Here is a 21,264-nt window from a genome sequence, read left to right on the forward strand (position 1 = left end):
GGAGGTTGATACAGTGAGCAATTTGACGGAAAAGACATTCATTCTGGGAATGGATGTGTCCTTTATGGATGAAATCGAACAGCATGGCGGGAGTTATAGTGATGTGGATGGCAAGGAACAAGACTTGCTGTCCATCCTGAAGATTAATGACGCTAACGCGATACGACTTCGAATCTGGAATGATCCTGTTGGTGGATTCTGCAATCTGGAGCGGACGGTGGAGGTAGCCAAACGGATCAAGGAACAGGGGTTGAAATTTTTGCTGGATTTCCATTATTCTGATCGCTGGGCTGATCCAGCCAATCAATGGAAGCCGAAAGCATGGGAGAATCTGTCCTATGAAGAGCTTCAACGTGCGGTATGCATGTATACGGCTGACGTTCTGAGAACGTTGAAGGAACACGATGCGCTTCCAGACATGGTGCAGGTGGGCAACGAGATTACCCCAGGCATGTTATGGAATGAGGGACGTGTTGGTGGAGAAGAGCATGATACGGATGAACAGTGGGAGCGTTTTGCCGGCCTTGTGAAGTACGGAATTGCTGCGGTCAAATCCGTTGACGCGGATATTCAGATTATGATACATATTGATCGTGGTGGAGATAACGCCGAGAGCCGCAAGTTTTACGATCGCTTTGAAGCACTGGGTGTGGAGTTTGATATCATTGGTCTCTCATATTACCCTTGGTGGCATGGCACACTTGATGCGTTACGTGACAATCTTCATGATTTGGCTGAGCGTTATGGCAAACCTGTCAATGTAGTTGAAACCGCTTATCCATGGACGCTGGAGCAGCCGGAAGGTATCGAATGGATTTTCAATCAGGAAGATATGTTGTTACCAGGATACCCTGCAAGTGTAGAGGGACAGACCAAATATCTGAAGGATTTATTGCAGATTATCCGCGAAGTTCCTGGTGGTTTGGGGCACGGATTCTATTATTGGGAACCTGCCTGGATACCAAGTAAAGAAGAATGGTCCGTCGGGCACCCGAATAACTGGGGCAACCTCACCATGTTTGATTTTAAAGGTCGCAAGTTGGAATCGTTTACAGCACTTGCTACTGTTGAAGAATCAGATGTCGTGACATACGTATAATCTAGCGTAATACGTATCGTCTGTGAAGTCGTTGTTATCGTTATCGTATATAAACTAAAAAAACAGTAATTAAAGCAAGGGAGTTGTCCTTATGACATACAAATTTCCACCTGTAAGTTCCAAAGCCCCGCACATGTTGCATGGCGCAGACTATAACCCGGAGCAATGGCTCCGCTATCCTGAAGTTCTGGAAGAAGATATTCGCTTGATGAAGCTTGCCAAGTGTAACGTGATGTCCATTGGTATCTTCTCGTGGGTGTCCCTTGAGCCGGAAGAGGGTGTATACACGTTCGAATGGCTGGATCAGGTTTTGGATCGTTTTGCAGCAAACGGTATCTATGCATTCCTCGCTACACCAAGTGGCGCTAGACCTGCTTGGATGTCCGCGAAGTACCCGGAAGTGCTCCGCGTATCCGAGAAGCGTGTCCGCAATCTGCATGGTTTCCGTCACAACCATTGTTATACTTCCCCGGTATACCGTGAGAAGGTTACTGCGATCAACACAAAACTGGCAGAGCGTTATTCGGATCATCCGGCTGTAATCGGCTGGCATATCTCAAACGAATTCGGCGGAGACTGTCATTGTGATTATTGTCAGGAAGCGTTCCGTGGTTGGGTTCAGAATAAGTATAAAACACTCGATGAACTGAATCATTCGTGGTGGACCACATTCTGGAGCCATACGGTTACAGAATGGAGTCAAGTGGAATCTCCTGCTCCACACGGTGAGACACAGGTACACGCAATGAATCTGGACTGGCGCCGTTTCGTTACGGATCAGACAGCTGATTTTATCGTCCATGAAACGAAACCATTGAAAGCTCAGAATCCCGATCTGCCAGTCACAACAAACCTGATGGAATTCTATGGCGGTCTGAACTATTGGAAGTTCGCTGATATTCTGGATTTCCTCTCTTGGGACAGTTATCCCACTTGGCATGATGCAGATGACGACGCGAAACAGGCATCCCGTATCGCAATGATGCATGACATCGTTCGTTCCATCAAAGGCGGTCAGCCGTTCTTGCTGATGGAGAGTACTCCAAGTTCGACGAATTGGCAAGATGTCAGCAAGCTGAAAAAACCGGGCATGCATTTGCTCTCTTCTCTCCAGGCTGTAGCACACGGTTCCGATAGTGTTCAGTATTTCCAGTGGAGAAAGAGCCGGGGGTCCAGTGAGAAACTTCATGGTGCGGTGGTAGACCATGTAGGAACGGAACATACGCGTGTATTCCAAGATGTCACCGACGTAGGAACGGCACTTGAAGGCATGGAAGCCATTGTAGGAACAGCGGTTCCAGCAGAAGTTGCAATTATATTCGATTGGGAAAACCGTTGGGCTGTTAATGATTCACAGGGTCCACGCAATATCGGTGTGAAGTATGAGCAGACCGTGGAAGAGCATTACGAAGCGTTTTGGAAAAAAGGAGTCGCTGTAGACGTTATCGATATGGATGCAGATCTGTCCAAGTACAAGTTGTTGATTGCTCCAATGCTCTATCTGGTACGTGAAGGTGTCGGGGAACGCATTGAGAAGTTTGTAGAACAAGGCGGTACGTTTGTAGCAACTTACTGGTCTGGTATTGTTAACGAAAACGATCTGTGTTTCCTGGGTGGATTCCCGGGCCCACTTCGTAAGACACTTGGCATCTGGTCCGAGGAAATTGACGGATTGCATGACCGTGATCTGAACGGAATCATTCCGGAGAAGGGCAATGAGCTTCAGCTCAATACAGCGTATGATGCAATTGAACTGTGTGATCTGATTCATCTGGAAGGCGCGAAGTCCCTGGCTACGTACCGTTCTGACTTTTATGCCGGACGTCCGGCATTGACGGTTAACCAGTTAGGTTCAGGAAAAGCATATTATGTAGCGACACGTCTGAAAGCACCATTCTATGATGATTTCTATGCGAAACTAATCGCTGACCTGAACATTGAGCGTGGACTTGAAACCGAGTTGCCTGCCGGAACAACGGCACATACACGTACAGATGGTACAACAGATTATGTGTTTGTACAGAACTACACGCCAGATGAGAAGCTGATTGAACTAGATGGACAGTCCTATACCGATCTGCTCAGTGGTGATGCCGTGGAAGCAAGTCTCAGCTTGAAGCCATATGACATTTGTGTTCTGCGCAGACCGGCTGCCCGGAAATAATATAAGTTCTATATGCTACTAAATGAATGAAGTTAGTATTGAGAAAAGATGCCCTGAACGCCTGCATTGGTGTTCAGGGCATCTTTTTTTATTTTATGTATTTGGCTGTTGAACGACTTTTTCTGGACAAGATAAAGGATAAACGTGTCCGCGTAGCGAAGACAAACACGTAACATGTAACTCAAGACTTTCAGTCTGGGAGGAATGGAAATGAATCAAAGAAATCTGGATGGTAACAGCATTATTATTCGACTGGAAATGACAACTAAGGATATCAAGTTTGGCGAAGTGGCTTCGGCCATCTCGGAAGCTGGGGGAGACATCATTGCCATCGACGTGATTTCCACCAATCAGGATGTAAGCGTACGCGACTTGACGGTCGCCGTTACAGATGCACAAGATAACAGTAAAATTATAGAAGGTGTGCGCCAGCTTAAAGGTGTGTCCATTATTAATGTATCGGATCGGACGTTCCTGCTTCATCTGGGCGGTAAGATCGAAGTAACACCAAAGACCCCGATTCAAAACCGGGAAGATCTGTCACGTGTGTACACTCCGGATGTGGCTCGTGTATGTTCAGCCATTTCAGAAGAACCCGGTAAAGCCTTCTCATTGACAATTAAACGGAATACAGTGGCCGTCATATCGGATGGCAGTGCCGTACTTGGACTTGGTAATATTGGTCCTCGTGCAGCGATGCCCGTCATGGAAGGTAAAGCGATGTTATTCAAACAGTTTGCAGGTGTGGATGCTTTCCCAATCTGCCTGGACACACAGGATACCGAGGAAATCATACGTACTGTGAAAGCGATATCACCTGGTTTTGGCGGCATTAATCTGGAGGATATCTCATCACCGCGCTGTTTCGAGATTGAACGTCGTCTGAATGAGGAATTGGACATTCCTGTATTTCATGATGACCAGCATGGCACAGCGGTTGTGTTATATGCCGGTCTGATCAATGCGCTCAAACTGGTGGGCAAGTCCATTGAAGATGTGAAGATTGTGGTCTGCGGTATTGGTGCAGCAGGTGTAGCTTGCAGCAACATATTATTGTCCGCGGGAGCCAGCCGGCTTATAGGTGTCGATCGTGAGGGTGCGATTGTACGGACACAAACCTATGAGAATGAAGTCTGGAGTGATTATGCAGCTCGTACAAACCCGGAACTGGAAACCGGATCGCTGCGTGATGTCATTCGTGGAGCCGATGTGTTCATTGGCCTGTCCCGCGGTAATCTGTTAACTCGCGAAGATGTGCAGACCATGGCAGAAGATCCAATCGTGTTTGCAATGGCAAACCCGGTACCTGAGATTATGCCTGCCTTGGTGGAAGACATTGTGGCTGTAATGGCAACAGGACGATCCGATTATCCGAATCAGATCAACAACGTGTTATGTTTCCCGGGCATCTTCAGGGCAGTTCTGGATTGCCGAGCCACCGAAATTAATGAAGAAATGAAGCTGGCAGCCGCGCAAGCGATTGCATCGGCCATTACGGATGAAGAGCGTACACGTTATTATATTATTCCGAGTGTGTTCAATGATAAAGTAGTCAAATCGATGCGCAGTCGCGTAATTGAAGCAGCTGTTAAGACGGGTGTAGCTCGGCGTATTCCTCGTGAACAGGCCCGTGAAGGCGGGGAATCGTAAGATGTCAGAGAACCCTCTTCAACCTGGCGGGAATCTGCAAGAATTAGGGCACATGCATAATATAGATGGAATAACGGCAGGAGAGGCTGTTCTGCGCGCCGCCCGATCCTTTGTTCAAGGGGACTCATCCAAGCATAGTGATGGTCATGACTGGCCGCACATTGAACGGGTAACCGCACTTGCGGTTGAACTCGCTCACCGCATGGGTGCAGATCCATTTGTCTGCGAACTGGCTGCTTTATTACATGATGTACCGGATGAGAAGCTGAATGAGAGCTTGGAAGCCGGGATGGCCAAACTGAATGACTGGCTGGATACCCAGCCTCTTGACCCGGATATACGTAATAAGGTTGTGGGTATTATTAGCACCATCTCATATGCGGGAGGCCAGCGTCCTGCGGTCAGTTCGCTTGAAGCACAGGTTGTTCAGGATGCGGATCGACTGGATGCAATGGGTGCGATTGGGATTGCGCGAACCTTTGCCTTTTCAGGCGCCAGAGGGCGCGAGATGTACGATCCGTCCCTTCCTCCACGGGAGCAGATGACCCGTGAGGAATATCGCAATGGGCGCAGCACAACGATAAATCACTTTTACGAGAAGTTGTTCAAGCTCAAGGATCTGATGAATACCTCCTATGGCAAGGAGCTGGCGGAACAGCGTCATGATTATATGGTGCAGTTTGTGGACCAGTTCAAAAGGGAATGGGAGGGCACGGACCGTTAGGCAGGCATAATAAGCATGAGTATTCCACAGAGGTATAATAAGTAACAGAGGCGAATCTTTGAAGTGGAGAAATCCATTTTGAAGATTTGCTTCTTTTTGGGTTAATAATGTGTATTAACATACATAAAGAAATCAATTTCATAATACCTCTGACTTATGACATGGCAACGGAAGACCTTACATGGTACAATAAATCGTTCTCCTGAATGAATTCAGGCAAAAAAAGAAATATGGGGTAATAATGAACATGATTATCAAATGTAAAATTTCAGGTTCGGTAAAGAGGAGGGGTCACCACCATGTCGTTTGGTGCACGTGTACTTAAGACGGGGATCGCGGTCACGCTTGCCTTGTACCTAAGCAGCCTGTTCTTGAACCCGCAATCTCCCGTGCCTGCCGCAATCGCGGCTATATTCGCCATGCAGCCTTCCATCTATCGTTCCTGGAAATACTTCCTGGATCAATTGCAAACAACCACGCTGGGAGCTATTGTCGCCCTGGTGGGGGGCATGGTGTTGTCCAATGAGCCAATCGCCGTTGGATTAATTATTGTACTTGTCATCATGATCTGTCTTAAATTGAATATGGGTGAAACGGTTGGACTGACACTGGTCACGGTTGTATCCATTATGGAAGCCTCGGGTGACTGGCATTTTGCACTCAATCGTTTTCTGTTGACACTGGTTGGTATTGTATCGGCGTTTCTCATCAACATTACGGTATTTCCTCCGAAACCGAAGGTTCAGTTCGTGAAGCAGATCCATAGTGTATTCAGCGGTATGTCGTTACTTCTGCGAACCTCGATCTCGGATGAGATCAAGGAAGTTGTATTCCGGGAGGAGAAAAGCAACCTTGGTGGTTCCATTAAGTCTCTGTCCGACAAGTATAACTTGTTCGAAGAGGAACAGAAAAAGATGAAACGTTCGAAATTCAGCGAAACTCGTCAGATGGTGGTCTACAAACAAATGCTGCTGAGTCTGCAAAAAGGATATGAGGTGCTGGATTCGGTGGAACGCCACTATTTCCAGGCACCGCGGACAACGGCCATGGATCAGTTTTTTGACTCACATCTTGAACTGGTTATCAAATTCCATGAGCATGCACTGCTCAAGTTCGAGGATAAGCTGAAACCTAATGGGGAAGAAGCCGCACAGTTTGTATTGGATAATGACCGTTTCATGGAGCAGGCGATCACCCAGTTTGATATCGACAAGGAAGGGATGTTACGATTGTCGATCGTGGCTGCTGCAATTTATGATTACGGATATCAACTGGAACGTTTGAATCGACTTGCCGAACATGTGCATAGCGCCAGTGAAGACAAAGAATCACAGGACAAAATTTTGAATTGGCTTAAGTGGCCTTAAGTGCGAGTTCAAAAAGGCTGGTTTTCAGTACCGAGAAGATGGAATGAAGCTAGAAATGGAGTAGCGGAGCGTAGGAAGACTACGTGAGCAACTACAATGTTTCCGAAGGAAACATACTTCGTAAGCGTCTGCTTATTCGGCTGAATTTCATATTCGATGCTGATGATGCCGTTAGGCATGATTCGTAATCAAAAGTAGACTTTTTGAACAACCTCTCTAAGTGCGAATTGCGCACCTGCTTGGCGATCATATACAATGTAGTTACAACATTGCCCGGACCATCGTGTCCGGGTTGTTTTGTCATACATAGGGCTGAAGCGCATGAATGATTTTTAACGAACTGAGGGATAGAGACATGATTATAGAGGAACTGGACGCTGAACTAATGGAATGGTTGAGTGGGACAAATCTGGAGCATAAACAGCATGAAGCCATGCAACTGCTGACCGTATCTGAGGATCAATGGCCGCATCAGGCGATGATTAGTATGGGAGAAGTGATTGCGCTAAATCCGCAGCAACTTAGACTTGCTTTATGGCCAGGTACACAGACCAGTATGAACATGAGCAATACAGGCAAGGCTACCTTGATTACGGTTCAAGGACATCGATTGCTGCATATCCGTATAGAAGTAGAACGGTTGCCTGAGATTAAGGGGGCTGTTCATCCGAGAGATCGTTTTGAAGCACAAGTGCTTCAGGTACGTGTGGATCACGCGCCATATGCGGAGATCACTTCAGGAATAACCTTTCAATTAAAAGATGAACTTGGAGCAATTACACGCTGGAAAGAGACGATTGAAGAATTACGAAAGTAGGCAGGAGTTGCCAAGTCAGTTGAGGACCCGGTGATTGGGTAATAATGAAGAAGAAAACAACAAAAAACGCCTCCGCTTGCATCGGGACGTTGTCACTGGTACAATAAAAAATGGTTTTCAGAAAATTAGAACTAATTAACATATAATTAAAATGTTTACTTTCTAATAATTATACCATTGCCTTTTCGGGCTTGTCAAATGGGATTTTGAGGACACAATCCGGGGAAAGAGGGGCTATTAACATATGAGTACAGATCAGCAATGGAATGAGGAACAACAACGGGTCAACACCGTGACCGATCAGATTGAACGCAAGATCACAACGTTAGAAGATGAAGTAGGCTCCTTCCGTGACGAAGTGGTTGGAATGAGAAAAGACTTTTGGGACGAAGTCACGATGAACTTTAGTGAAGCGGACGATGTCGGAGAGACATCAACCAGCATGCGGCAGCAGTCACAGGTACTATCCGATCGGGAGCGCAGCCATCTTAATACAGCGGCTGCGTTGGACAAAATGAAACGACTGCATCACTCACCATATTTCGGCCGCATTGATTTCAAGGAAGACGGGTATCCAAATGCTGAACGCATTTATCTGGGCATTGCATCGTTGCTGGATGAGAAGGAAGAATCTTTTCTGGTCTACGACTGGCGTGCGCCGATCTCTAACCTGTATTATGACGGAGCACCGGGTCCAATCACGTATCATACACCCAGTGGAGAGATCAGCGGTGATATCGAGATGAAGCGGCAGTTTGTCATTCGGGACGGACGTATCCGGTTTATGTTTGACACGGGGGTTACGATTGGCGATGAGTTATTGCAGGCCGTGCTCAGTCGAACTTCGGATGCACAGATGAAGAGTATTGTAGCGACCATTCAGAAGGAGCAAAACCGGATTATCCGTAATGACCGGACACGCATGCTCATTGTGCAAGGCGCAGCCGGCAGTGGCAAAACATCCGCGGCGCTCCAGCGTGTAGCATATCTTCTCTATAAATACCGCGAGCATCTGCAAGCGGATCAGATGGTTCTTTTTTCACCAAATCCGATGTTCAACAGTTATGTCTCCACGGTACTGCCTGAGCTTGGGGAGGAAAACATGTTGCAGACGACCTTCCAGGAGTATTTGGAGCGCCGTTTGGGTCGTGAATATCAACTGGAAGATCCGTTTATTCAACTCGAATATGTACTTACAGGGACGGAAGATCCCGATTACGATGTGCGCATGTCCAGCATTCGGTTCAAGTCATCCGAATCTTTCCTGAAGGTGATTACACGTTATAAGGAAAGCATGTTGTCAGGTGGCATGAAATTCAAGCCGGTTCGCTTCCAGGGCCGAGCGATTGTCACGTCAGATGCTATGGCTGAGAAATTCTATAGTTTCGAATCGTCCGTTAAGCTGGTGAGTCGACTGGAGATGTTACGGGACTGGATGCTGAAAGAACTGTCTGCCTTTGGTAAAGGTGAACTGGATGCGCCTTGGGTTGATCAGCAGCTTGATCTAATGGAGCCGGAGGATCTGCAACGTGCGTATCAACGGTTGAAGCGCAAGCAAAAAGGAAAGACGCATACGTTTAATGACTTCGAGCAGGAAAGAGAAATTCTGGCACGCATGGTGGTCAGTGACCGACTCAAACCTTTGCGAAAATGGATTAAGTCCTTACGATTCGTTGATATAAGACAATTATATGCACATCTGTTCAACGATCAGGCTCAGATGGAGCGATTGCTGGGTGATGAAGCGCTGCCTGCTCAATGGGATGAAATCTGTAAGATGACTTTACGCAGGTTGAAGCTTCAGGAGTTGGCATATGAAGATATTACGCCATATTTGTACTTGCGTGAGCTTATGCTTGGATTCCATATTAACTCCAATATTCGCCATGTCATTATTGATGAAGCCCAGGATTATTCTGCGTTTCAGTTGGCATTTATGAAGAGGTTGTTCCCACGGGCGAAAATAACAGCACTCGGTGACTTTAATCAGGCCATCTATGCCCACTCTTCAGTGCTGAGTGGAACAGGACCTTTGACTAACCTGTACGGTCCAGACAATACAGAGGTCATTGAGCTGACCAGAAGTTATCGATCTACTCGGGAGATCGTGGAGTTTACCCGTGGCATGGTGCCTGGTGGGGAAGAGATTATTCCATTTAACCGTAGCGGCGAGAAGCCTAAAGTGATTGTTTCTTCGGATGCCGAGCGTCATATGAACGTCATCACGACAGATCTCAAACACTTGATTGAGGAAGGGTATGAATCAGTTGCAGTGATCTGCAAGACCGCCGAAGAGAGCAGAGACGTACATGCTGCATTGAGTAAGACGCTGCCCACAGCACCGAAGTTAATCAAGAAAACGACGCTGGCTTTTGAACAGGGTGTTCATGTCATCCCGGCGTATCTGGCCAAAGGTGTGGAATTCGATGCTGTCCTGATCTATGACGGCTCTGCGGAGCAGTATGCTCAGGAGCATGAACGCAAGTTGTTCTATACGGCTTGCACACGAGCGATGCATCTGCTACACGTTTACTGCGTGGGCACACCGAGTCCGTTCATTACCGCCCAGTCGGAAGAATGGTATGATCTTGGCAAGGTGTCTGCTGCGCAAGTGGACTGACATATCACATTCATGTGCATGAAGAAGGCTTCCGTTCAGTGGAACGGGAGTCTTTCTGTATATGATACATATATCGGGAAGAAGCTAACTTCACGAGGGAAGTATACATGATGAGATTCCAGCCATATAGGTGATCATATGAAATGAAAATACCTAACGTGAATTCGTGAGGATTGGGTTCTGTGGATAAATATGACTCCATAATTTGTATTGATGCACAATGGATGTAATTTTTCTTTACACCTGAAGTCCGGACTCATATAATCGTAACAATATATTTTTTTGGATCGTTTATTAAAGGAGGCAACAAAATGAACAAACCATCTTTTGAACGGCCACTTATGGCTGATTGTGTACCTGATCTGGTCGCTACAGCACGGGGAGATTTGCCAGCGACTTTGGTCATTCGGGGAGGTACGCTGGTAAACGTGATATCGGGTGAGATTTTGCCGGAGATGTCCATAGCCGTACAGGGAGCTCGAATCGCTTATGTTGGTAAAGATGTAAGCCACACCATTGGAGAACATACCCGGATTATTGAAGCAAACGGTAAGTATATCGCTCCTGGTTTGCTGGATGGACACTGCCATATTGAAAGTACACAGATGAAAGTAACCGAGTTTGCGAGAGCGGTATTGCCTTCAGGCACAACCGGAGGTTTCTTTGATCCACATGAGATCTCTAACGTGCTTGGTCTGAAAGGTCTGAGACTGATGCTGGATGAAGCACGGACCACACCGATGGCAGCCTATATGCAGGTGGCTTCCTGTGTGCCTTCCACTCATCCAGGACTGGAGACAACAGGTGCTTATATCGGGCCTGAAGAGGTAGCTGAGGCTCTTTCCTGGGGTCCGGACATGATTGGCCTTGGTGAAGTGATGAACTTCCCTGGGGTAGTCTATGGGGACGAGACGATGATCGGTGAGATACAGGCGACCCTCCGGGCAGGTAAAGTGGCTGACGGTCACTTTACCTGGGCTGCAGATGACTGGCGTCTGCCAGCGTATGCAGCGAGTGGCGTTACAGGGGATCATGAATGTGTGACCAAGGAAGATGTGGTTGAACGTCTGCGACTCGGGATGTACGCGAAGATGCGCCAAGGTTCGGCATGGCATGATGTAGCCGAGACGATCAAAGCCTGTACCGAGCTTGGACTGGATACACGCCGGATGATGCTGGTGACCGATGACCGAAGCTCTGAATCCCTGCTCAAAGAAGGACATATGGATTTTGTTGTTCGTCTCGCAATCTCCCAAGGGGTGAAGCCGGTTACGGCTTTCCAGATGGCAACCATTAACACGGCTGAGCGCTTTGGTGTTGCGCGCGATATTGGTGCGGTTATTCCGGGCAATATAGCTGATATTATTCTGCTGGACGGCCGATTGGCTGATGTACGTGTGGGCATGACAATTGCTGCCGGGCAAGTAGTAGCCGAGAACGGGAAAATGACCGCGGTATGGGACAGTTTCACGTATCCGGAGGAAGCACTGAACACGGTGAAGTTAGAAGCAAATATTCAGCCAGAAGATCTGAAGCTTGCTGCACCGATTCAAGAGGGCACGATTGGTGCCAAAATCATTCATGTGACAGAGAACCATGTGGATACAAAGGAGAAACACCTGCCTGTTAGAGTAGAGAACGAGAAGGTTGTGGTTTCAACTTCAGGGGAAGTATGCAAAATTGCGGTATTGGAGCGTCACAAACAAACCGGGAATCGAGCGGTAGCGCTTGTTGGAGGCATCGGTTTCACATCCCCTGCAGCGATTGCGATGACGGTTGCTCATGATAGTCACAACCTGTTGATTATCGGTAATGATGATGCCCTGATGGCCGAAGCCGGTAACCATGTCATTCGTATGCAGGGCGGGGTCGCCGTGGTAACGGCAGCAGGTGTAACCGAATTCCCGCTGCGGATTGCAGGTTTGATGTCAACCGAGCCATTCGAAGTCGTTGCAGCGCAATCGGCAGCAGTCAGTGAAGCTTTACAGTCCGCAGGATGTACGTTGAATAATGCGTTCATGACGCTTTCGTTGCTCGCGCTGGTTGTGATTCCAGAATTACGTTTGTCCGACAAGGGGCTTGTGCGGATTTCGGCAGAAGGTATTGAACTGGTGTCACTTTTCGATGAAGTGGTTGACAATACACCGGTAGCTCCATGGGGTAATGAATGAACGGAAATGTCGACTAGACATCATTAAATAGGGTTCCATATAAAGCCGCCTTAGGGCGGTTTTTTGGTGTGTTTTGAGAGAAAACGCTTTCTAGGTCTTCTGGAGCTTGGTGTACATATGGCAATAATGACTGAAGTCATGCTGGAATAAGGATTGAATTTGAAAATAATGAATAATTGTGACTTTTGAACTATACATACAGAACTACGAATTCCCGAAATATAGTTATATGATTCTTTCGTAGTGAGTCTTAAAGATGATATTGCATATAAAAGCAATTCAAATTCGTCGTACGTAATAAGTATCCATTAAATGAATATGAAACGACATAATTTCATCCAGATTTGCACGTCAGAGCTGATAACTTCAGAGGGAGTGTACAAATATGAAAAGCAAAAGGGGTTACCGTTTTATCTTATTACTGAGTTGTTTGATCCTGTGTGCGAGTACAGCCTGTTCTTCCAAAGCCATTGCGGATGGTTCAGTCGACAGTTATGCAACGATTCATGGAGAACTTGATGTGCCAGTGAGAGCGACTTGGGTATGGGATACCACCCAGATCCGAAGTAATCCTCAAGAAGTGTTAAATTACGCTACAGCGAACAAGATCAATACGATCTATCTGCAGTTGAACCGGGATATAAAGATTCCTGAGTATAAAAGTTTTATCCGCCAGGCGAGAGCCAAGAATATTGCGGTGGACGTCATGGATGGAAGATCAGCCTGGGGGTTGACGGAAAGTCGGGAGCAGATTGCATCTTTCCTGGACTGGATCGAGGCATATCAAGCGCAGGCATTGTCCAATGAGAAATTTGCTGGTATTCATCTAGATATTGAGCCACATGTGCACCCACAATGGAAAATCAATCAGGGCAGTGTAATTTCCCAGTGGCAAGGAAATGTGGAGTACATTGTTGAGCGAGCATCACGGATGAAAATGCCGGTAGCGGCTGATCTGCCTTTCTGGCTCGATAACTACAAAATTCCGGGTTCCACGATGGCCGTAAGCAGTTGGATGATTCGCAAGTTTGATTCCATCACGATTATGGCTTACCGCGATACAGCAGCTGCAATCTATAGTGTAGCGAAGGATGAACTTGCAGAAGCAGCTCTACTTGGCAAGACGATCTCAATCGCCGTGGAAACAAAGCAAAGCAAGGAAGGTGACTTCATTACTTTTTATGAAGAGGGATCTGCTTATATGGAAGCACAATTAAAGTTGGTCGAAAAAATGGCTTCAGTACATGCGTCCTTTAATGGGTTCTCCGTACATGAGTACACTTCATGGAAGACGCTGAAAAAGTGAGGCCAATGTTAAGCTTCAAAGCGTAAGGCTGATAGCAGCGAGTGAGATGAGTTCTAACTGAGCCAGTGTGGCTCAGATCAGAGCGTTATCTTACTCGTTGGCTGGAAAGTTGATAAAAAAGATAAAGAAGGTGTTTGCAGCTGAATAGCTGTGAGCACCTTCTTCTTTTATACCTGAACCAAGGCAGATTCCATGGCTACGTTCTCATAGAACAATTTGCGATACTGTGATGGTGTGGTGGCTTTATGCTTTTTAAATGTAGTGATGAAGTAGCTTAGATGCTCAAAACCCACATCCATGGCGATATCAACAATTTTGTGATCCGTATTCTCAAGCTGAACGCAGGCCTGTTGAACGCGGTAATAGTTAATGTAATCAACCGGGGTTTTCTGCACCATCTGTTTGAAGAAACGGCAGAAGTGTCCTTCGCTCATATTGGCTTCATCGGCCAGTTCTTTCAGCTTCAATGGTTCAGGATAACGCTTGTGGATATAGCCGAGCACGGATTTCAGGCGCTCTACCTTGTCATGACTCCCTGTAGCGATGGTGCCTTTGAGCGGAGCAGGTCTCATATGTTCGAACATACGGGCAAATATGAGATACAGGTACGCTTTCGTTGACATTTCACACGTTTCTGTTCCGGCAGCGTGGTCAGCGAATATGCGTTGCAGGTGATCCAGAATTTCTTGTCCCCAATCCTCATCTGCCTTGATATGAAAAGGGAGGATCACGGTTTTACGCACCAGTGGACCGATGAATTTCTCCTGTACCGTATCGAAGGTGCGGCTTCCAAGCAGCTCCGGATTAAATACAATGGAAGAGAATACACAGGGAATATCACCTTTCAGATAACCTGCATGAATCTCACCTCGATTGATAAAAATCGCTTCTCCAGCTTGAACCTCAATGGTGTTCATATCAATCTGAAAGACCGCACAGCCCTGAGTAACCATGGTGAACTCCATTTCATCATGCCAGTGGCAATCCAGAATGCTATCGCCGTTCAGCTGTTGTATATCGGGGTACACACTGACTGGATACATGGCATTGCCGTGAATTCGGTCTTCGCGTAATCGTTCACGTTCCATATCAACGCCTCCTTTTACTTCATTTTTAATGTAATCGTTTCCAAAGTTTGGTGTTGATGTTCAAGAATCGGATGGTTATTATCAAAATCGTGATATATTTAGTCAAAATAAGAGAAGAAATTCATTATTAATATCAATATTATTATAGTATAACCAAAGGGGGAAAGAAAACATGAAATTTACTGATGGATTCTGGATGACTCGTGAAGGGTACCAGATTCAAAACCCGACTGACATTCGTGATATTGTACAAAAAGATAATTCTTTGACCGTATATGCGGCAACTAAATATATTCGCAGCAAAGGCGACACGTTGAACGGTACATTGCTTAAAGCAACATACAGCTCACCTATGCCAAACGTTATTCGTGTAACCTTGAATCACCATAAAGGCGGAGTGAAAAAAGGGCCTGTATTTGAGCTCAACACGCAAGATGCAAACGTTGACATCTCGAAAAATGAACAAGACGCAGTTTTGAAAAGCGGTAACCTGGAAGTTCAAATCGACAAAACAAACGGTTGGGACGTTAGCTTCCTATATGGAGGAAAGCGTATTACAGGTAGTGGTCAAAGAGCGGCTGGTTATATTACAGGTCCAAGCAAGGAAGCGTACTTCCGCGAGCAGCTTGATCTCGGTATTGGTGAATATGTTTACGGACTCGGTGAGCGCTTCACACCGTTTGTTAAGAATGGCCAAATCGTCGATACCTGGAATGAGGACGGCGGTACAAGCAGTGAGCAGTCATATAAAAACATTCCGTTCTACTTGTCCAATAAAGGATATGGTGTATTTGTAAACCATCCGGAACGCGTATCCTATGAGATTGCATCTGAAAATGTATCCAAAGTTCAATTCAGCGTAGAAGGAGAGACTCTGGAGTACTTCATTATCGGCGGTGACAATCCAAAGGATGTACTTGATAATTATACGAAATTGACAGGTAAACCAGCACTTCCACCAGCATGGACATTTGGTCTGTGGCTGACAACTTCATTCACAACGGATTATGATGAAGCAACGGTTAACCATTTTGTAGATGGTATGGCTGAACGTGATCTTCCGCTGTCTGTATTCCACTTTGACTGCTTCTGGATGAAGGAATACCAATGGTCTGATTTCGTCTGGGATGAAGCGATGTTCCCGGATCCGGAAGGCATGCTTGCACGTCTGAAAGAAAAGGGCCTCAAAATCTGTGCTTGGATCAATCCATATATTGCAGAAAAATCCTACTTGTTCGATGAAGGTATGGAGAACGGTTATCTGGTCAAAACAGCCGATGGTAGCGTATGGCAATGGGATATGTGGCAAGCAGGTATGGCTCTGGTTGACTTCACGAATCCGGATGCTGTGAATTGGTATAAGAGTAAGCTCGAAGTCCTGCTTGATCAAGGTGTAGATTCCTTCAAGACCGACTTCGGCGAAAGAATTCCGACAGATGTCGTGTACTTCGATGGTTCTGATCCGGTTAAAATGCACAACTATTATACACAACTGTATAACAAAGCTGTATTTGAATTGCTCGAAGAGAAGATTGGCAAAAACGAAGCTGCTCTGTTTGCACGTTCCGCAACAGCAGGTGGTCAACAGTTCCCGGTTCACTGGGGTGGTGACTGTTCTTCCACGTATGAATCCATGGCTGAATCGCTTCGCGGTGGCCTGTCACTGGGGCTTTCCGGTTTCGGATTCTGGAGCCATGATATCAGTGGTTTTGAAAGCACAGCGAGCCCTGACGTATACAAACGCTGGGTACAATTCGGACTTTTATCTTCACACAGCCGCCTGCATGGCAGCACTTCGTATCGTGTGCCTTGGCTGTTTGACGAGGAATCCGTGGACGTTGTTCGTGATTTTACCAAACTCAAAATCAGCCTGATGCCGTACCTGTACAATTCTGCGGTAGAGTCAACGGTAAAAGGTATTCCGATGATGCGCGCTATGCTGCTGGACTTCCCAGAGGACCCAACAACATACAGCCTGGATACGCAATACATGTTTGGTGACTCGATTTTGGTGGCTCCAATCTTCAACAAGGAAGGCGATGTGCGTTATTACCTGCCTGAAGGAACTTGGACGAACTATCTGACAGGAGCGAAAGTACAAGGTGGACGCTGGATCAGTGAAAACCATGACTTCAAAACACTGCCAATGATGGTCAAACCAAACAGCTTGATCGCTGTGGGTGCGGTGGATAACAAACCGGATTACGACTTTGCAAATGATGTATCTCTGCACTTGTTCGAGCTGGCTGATGGTCAAACGGCTCAAGCTGTCGTTGTGAACCAAGCTGCTGAACAGGAGCTAACAGTTAACGTTACACGTAATGGATCAGTGCTGGATGTTCGTGCTGAAGGTGCAGGTAAACCTTGGAACATCGTGCTTCGTGGTATTGAAAGTGTATCCAGCGTTGAAGGTGGTTCCCAAATGTCTGGTGCAACGGGTGTTGTTGTTACGGCAGCAACAGGTGCAAGCGCGCTTACAATCCAACTGTAAAATGATATAGTAGAAGAAAAGGACGGTGCCGAAAGGTGCCGTCTGTTTGTCTACGATGATAGGAGATTGAATGAAATGAGTACAATGAATTCCGGTTTGCACTGCACGATATCAGCAGAGATGCTGCATCAACTGGTAGAGATTAATTTTGGAAGCGATACCAAAGTGAAGGAGTTTGGTCTCCTGCAAGGTGGACTTTTTAATACAACTTATCGGATTCACCTTGAACATACATCCTATGCGGATGTGATTTTACGTTTGGCTCCAGAGCGGGGAGAGATGGCGGCTGGTTCTGCGAGTGACCCACTCTTTTCTTTTGAACGTACGATGATGGCGGCTGAACCGATTGTGTATGAATATTACCGTAAGGCAGGCATTCCTGCTCCCAACATTATCGCCTGTGATGATAGCGGATCCATCATTCCGAGAACGTACATGTTTATGGAGTTTATTCCAAGTAAGCAGCTGGATCACGCATCAATTTCAGACATAGACAAAGAGCGATTGTATCATCAGCTTGGCGTCTATACCGCCATCATGCATCAGATCGAGGGGGCATCGTTTGGGTGGCCGCTGGGAGATGGGACGATTAGAGGCTCGGATCAATGGTCCGAGGTGCTGCACTCTTTTGCAGAAGAAACGGCACTTAAAGCGGCACAAGTCAATTATATGTCAGGTGTGGGAGAAGAGATCGCTGCTATTTTCATCCAAAATAAAGATTTATTTGATCATGTGACCCGTCCGGTACTCGTTCATAATGACCTGTGGGAAGCAAATGTGCTTGTTCATCAGGAAAAGGGTGAGCTAAACATTGCGGCCATCATTGATGGAGATCGTTCCATGTTTGCCGACAGGGAGTTTGAAGCCATATTGTCAACAGAATCAGCGGCTTTTCATGAAGGATATGATCGTCCACTGGACTCATCCGCTGAAGGACAGGCACGCAGGCTTGCGTACCGAATACTGTCTTCGTATTTTAATGCCTACGTTCATGAACATCAGGTCAATCAACCTGAAGATGGTCAGAAGTATCGCCAGCGTACGCTGGATTTACTGGAGCAATGGAAGCAACTTGGACTTCACTAATTCGTAGGAGGAATGAAGGATGAAGGAGTATCATCAATACCCGATGTGGGATGCGTCACAACGTGACCCACGCTGGGGCAGAACGGAAGAGGGATATGGCGAGGACCCGGTCCTCACGGGAGAAATGTCGGCAGCTCTCGTCAAAGGTATGCAGGGAAATGATCCTTTTTATCTGAAAAATGGTCGCAACATTAAAACACTTTTTTGCCAATAATAATGAGAAAGATCGGCTGAATTGTTCATCCAGCATCGATCCGCGCAATCTGCGGGAATATTATTTAAAAGCATTTGAGACACCATTTGTGGAAGGTGGAGCCTTGTCCATGATGACAGCTTACAATTCCATCAATGGTACACCTGCCATTGAAAGTCCATATGTGAATGATGTGGTTAAGGGTGAGTGGGCGATGCCTGGGTTTATTGTATGTGATGGCGGAGACCTGTCACAGACGGTGAACTATCATGGTTATCACACCAGTCATGCCGAATCAGCAGCAGGTGCGTTGAAGGCAGGAGTGGATTGTCTTACGGATGAAGTTGATCTTGTTGTATCTGCTCTGGAAGAGGCTCTTGATCAGGATCTGTTGGAGATCGCTGATTTGAACCGAGCAATTCGTAACATCTTCGGTGTGCGAATGCGACTTGGACAACTGGATCAGTCGGGACGGAACCCGTATGCCTCCATACCCGAGTCTGTACTATGTGCACCAGAACACGCCAAACTTAGTTATCGTGCCGCTGCCGAATCCATTGTTTTACTCCAAAATGACGGATTGCTTCCCTTGAAGCCAGAAGCATTACAGAAAATTAGTGTGATTGGACCCCTTTCCGATGTTGTCTATACCGATTGGTACAGTGGCACACTGCCTTATCGTGTATCCGTCCTCGATGGATTGCGTAATCGACTACCTCATTCAGACATAACGTATTCAGATGGGAATGACCGTATTCAGCTGAAGACAACAGACGGTCAGGTTATAACCTTGGGTGCGGAAGGTACGCTCGTCGCTGTACCGGAGGATAGTGCACCTGCAGCCGCCCAGTTTGTACATCAGGATTGGGGCTCGGGAAGTCATACGCTGAGAAGTGTGAACAATCATCGATACGTTAGTTTAACCGAGCAAGGCATCTATCAGGCAAACGCACCGGAGATTGGTGGCTGGTTTGTGAAGGAAGTTGTTCGCATAGATCCTCTAACGGATGGAAGTAACACCTTGCGGACGTGGAACGGTATTCCGGTTGGACTGAGCGAATATCAGGGACAGGCTGCTGTATCACCACCACGGCCACAAGGAGAACAAACTACAGCTACAAGTACAACTCAGGACAATGTGAGTGCCTCTGGACACGCAAGTCAATCACCAGGCAATACACAGATACCTTCTGCATTCAATATTGATATTGTGACCAGCGGAATACAACAAGCCGTAGAAGCTGCACGTAGCAGTCAGGCATCTGTCGTTGTTGTTGGCAACAGCCCATATATCAACGGCAAAGAAGAAATTGACCGCCCAAGTCTGCTGCTTCCGCCGAGTCAGGTCGAGCTTGTCAAAGCCGTGTGTGAAGCCAATCCCAATACGGTGGTTGTCATTATGGGCAGTTATCCATTTGCCTTGCAGGAGTTGAAAGGTATTGCCCGCGCAATCGTTTATATGACACATGCTGGTCAGGAATTGGGTAATGCGCTTGCAGATGTGCTGTTAGGTTATTATGCCCCGGCAGGCAGATTGAATATGACATGGTATGAAGACGAATCACAGCTTCCTGACATGATGGATTATGACATCATTCAGAATGGCATGACTTATATGTATCATGAAGGACCGGTTCAATATGCATTTGGTCATGGCCTGACGTATTCCGAATTCGAATACGAAGCGATTCGTGTAAATCGTAGTGCTCCGGTGGAAGACACCACCACAGATCAATTAAAGATTGAAGTGGAGATACACAACACAGGTGAACGTGACAGTGATGAAGTCGTACAGATCTATGGATCTTCCTATACCTCCCGAGTGAAACGTGCTCAGAAGCAACTGCTTGCTTTCCGTCGTGTTCATGTCAAAGCAGGGACGCGTGTTACGATAAGTTTAGAAGTCCCTGTTCAGAAGCTGGCGCTATGGGATGTTACCCGAGATCGATACTGCCTGGAGACATCGACCTGGGCCATGCTGGCAGGGCGTTCTTCTGCAGATATACGTCAGTCGGCTGATATTGAAATTGAAGGTGAGACGATTCCGGATCGTCCGCTGCACTTGCTTACCTTTGCCGAGAATTACGATGTTTGTAGAGGTGTTCTGTTGGATGAATGTCTGGAAGGACGTTCGGCAGTTCGGGCAATTAACCAGGAAGAACCTTTATATCGAGATGGTCAGTCATCCTGGATCGCTTTCAACCATAATGCTGTTCAGGAAGTACAAGGATTTGAAGCCAGAGTGGCAGCTTATGGGGAAGAGGGCAGACTTGAGATTCGTTCTGGAGGACTGGAGGGCGAACTGCTTGGTGTGTGTGAGGTTTCTGGACCTGGTGGCAGTGTGAATGGAAAAGATATCAAGTGGACAACGGTCCAGTGTTCGCTTGAGGCGCCCCATAAGGTGAATGAGCTGTATATTATTTTCAAAGGTGGAGCAGCGTTGCGCCACTTTAGATTGTTGTAGTTGTAGACATCATGAACCAAAGGA

At 46.8% G+C, this 21,264-nt stretch carries 14 protein-coding genes; 13 read left to right on the forward strand and 1 reads right to left on the reverse strand.

Annotated elements, in window-relative coordinates:
• Window positions 1-13 precede the first annotated feature (13 nt).
• The 9 genes from MHB85_RS10600 to MHB85_RS10640 all read left to right on the forward strand — a co-directional run bounded on the left by MHB85_RS10600 (window position 14) and on the right by MHB85_RS10640 (window position 13,918).
• Window positions 14-1,099 carry a glycoside hydrolase family 53 protein gene (locus MHB85_RS10600; protein ID WP_341072897.1) on the forward strand — a complete coding sequence of 362 codons (1,086 nt, stop codon included), beginning with the start codon at window positions 14-16 and terminating at the stop codon, window positions 1,097-1,099.
• Window positions 1,100-1,190: 91 nt separating this feature from the next.
• On the forward strand, window positions 1,191-3,263 hold the full coding sequence (locus MHB85_RS10605; protein ID WP_274599261.1) for a beta-galactosidase: 2,073 nt from the start codon (window positions 1,191-1,193) through the stop codon (window positions 3,261-3,263).
• A 210-nt stretch (window positions 3,264-3,473) separates the two neighbouring features.
• A complete protein-coding gene (locus MHB85_RS10610) occupies window positions 3,474-4,913 on the forward strand; it encodes an NAD-dependent malic enzyme (RefSeq protein WP_091017428.1) in 1,440 nt (479 codons plus the stop codon).
• A 1-nt stretch (window position 4,914) separates the two neighbouring features.
• Entirely contained in the window at window positions 4,915-5,637 is a 723-nt protein-coding gene (locus tag MHB85_RS10615; RefSeq protein WP_222215546.1) for an HD domain-containing protein, read from the forward strand.
• Between the two features lie 299 nt (window positions 5,638-5,936).
• On the forward strand, window positions 5,937-7,004 hold the full coding sequence (locus tag MHB85_RS10620; protein WP_017689291.1) for an FUSC family protein: 1,068 nt from the start codon (window positions 5,937-5,939) through the stop codon (window positions 7,002-7,004).
• Window positions 7,005-7,359: 355 nt separating this feature from the next.
• On the forward strand, window positions 7,360-7,821 hold the full coding sequence (locus tag MHB85_RS10625; RefSeq protein WP_222215547.1) for a pyridoxamine 5'-phosphate oxidase family protein: 462 nt from the start codon (window positions 7,360-7,362) through the stop codon (window positions 7,819-7,821).
• 244 nt (window positions 7,822-8,065) lie between these two features.
• Window positions 8,066-10,441, forward strand: a complete 2,376-nt coding sequence (helD, locus tag MHB85_RS10630) for an RNA polymerase recycling motor HelD (protein ID WP_341072899.1) — start codon at window positions 8,066-8,068, stop codon at window positions 10,439-10,441.
• A gap of 311 nt (window positions 10,442-10,752) precedes the next feature.
• The gene (locus MHB85_RS10635) at window positions 10,753-12,612 is read left to right on the forward strand and encodes an adenine deaminase (protein ID WP_192132411.1); all 1,860 of its coding nucleotides are present in this window, start codon (window positions 10,753-10,755) and stop codon (window positions 12,610-12,612) included.
• Window positions 12,613-12,997: 385 nt separating this feature from the next.
• The gene (locus MHB85_RS10640; RefSeq protein WP_192132409.1) at window positions 12,998-13,918 is read left to right on the forward strand and encodes a hypothetical protein; all 921 of its coding nucleotides are present in this window, start codon (window positions 12,998-13,000) and stop codon (window positions 13,916-13,918) included.
• A 167-nt stretch (window positions 13,919-14,085) separates the two neighbouring features.
• Here MHB85_RS10640 and MHB85_RS10645 read toward each other — a convergent pair whose 3' ends face one another.
• Window positions 14,086-15,006, reverse strand: a complete 921-nt coding sequence (locus MHB85_RS10645) for an AraC family transcriptional regulator (protein WP_192132407.1) — start codon at window positions 15,004-15,006, stop codon at window positions 14,086-14,088.
• A gap of 172 nt (window positions 15,007-15,178) precedes the next feature.
• Between MHB85_RS10645 and yicI the strand changes: the two genes are divergently transcribed.
• The 4 genes from yicI to MHB85_RS10665 all read left to right on the forward strand — a co-directional run bounded on the left by yicI (window position 15,179) and on the right by MHB85_RS10665 (window position 21,240).
• The gene (gene yicI, locus MHB85_RS10650) at window positions 15,179-17,497 is read left to right on the forward strand and encodes an alpha-xylosidase (RefSeq protein WP_105598160.1); all 2,319 of its coding nucleotides are present in this window, start codon (window positions 15,179-15,181) and stop codon (window positions 17,495-17,497) included.
• A 75-nt stretch (window positions 17,498-17,572) separates the two neighbouring features.
• The gene (locus MHB85_RS10655; protein WP_105598161.1) at window positions 17,573-18,583 is read left to right on the forward strand and encodes a phosphotransferase family protein; all 1,011 of its coding nucleotides are present in this window, start codon (window positions 17,573-17,575) and stop codon (window positions 18,581-18,583) included.
• Window positions 18,584-18,602: 19 nt separating this feature from the next.
• Window positions 18,603-18,797 (forward strand): glycoside hydrolase family 3 N-terminal domain-containing protein, encoded by a 195-nt coding sequence (locus MHB85_RS10660; protein ID WP_192132401.1) that lies wholly within the window; start codon window positions 18,603-18,605, stop codon window positions 18,795-18,797.
• A complete protein-coding gene (locus tag MHB85_RS10665) occupies window positions 18,763-21,240 on the forward strand; it encodes a glycoside hydrolase family 3 C-terminal domain-containing protein (RefSeq protein WP_341072901.1) in 2,478 nt (825 codons plus the stop codon). The genes MHB85_RS10660 and MHB85_RS10665 overlap by 35 nt, the downstream gene beginning before the upstream one ends.
• Window positions 21,241-21,264 lie beyond the last annotated feature (24 nt).

Source organism: Paenibacillus sp. FSL K6-4396 (assembly GCF_038002525.1).
Lineage (GTDB): Bacteria > Bacillota > Bacilli > Paenibacillales > Paenibacillaceae > Paenibacillus > Paenibacillus amylolyticus_B.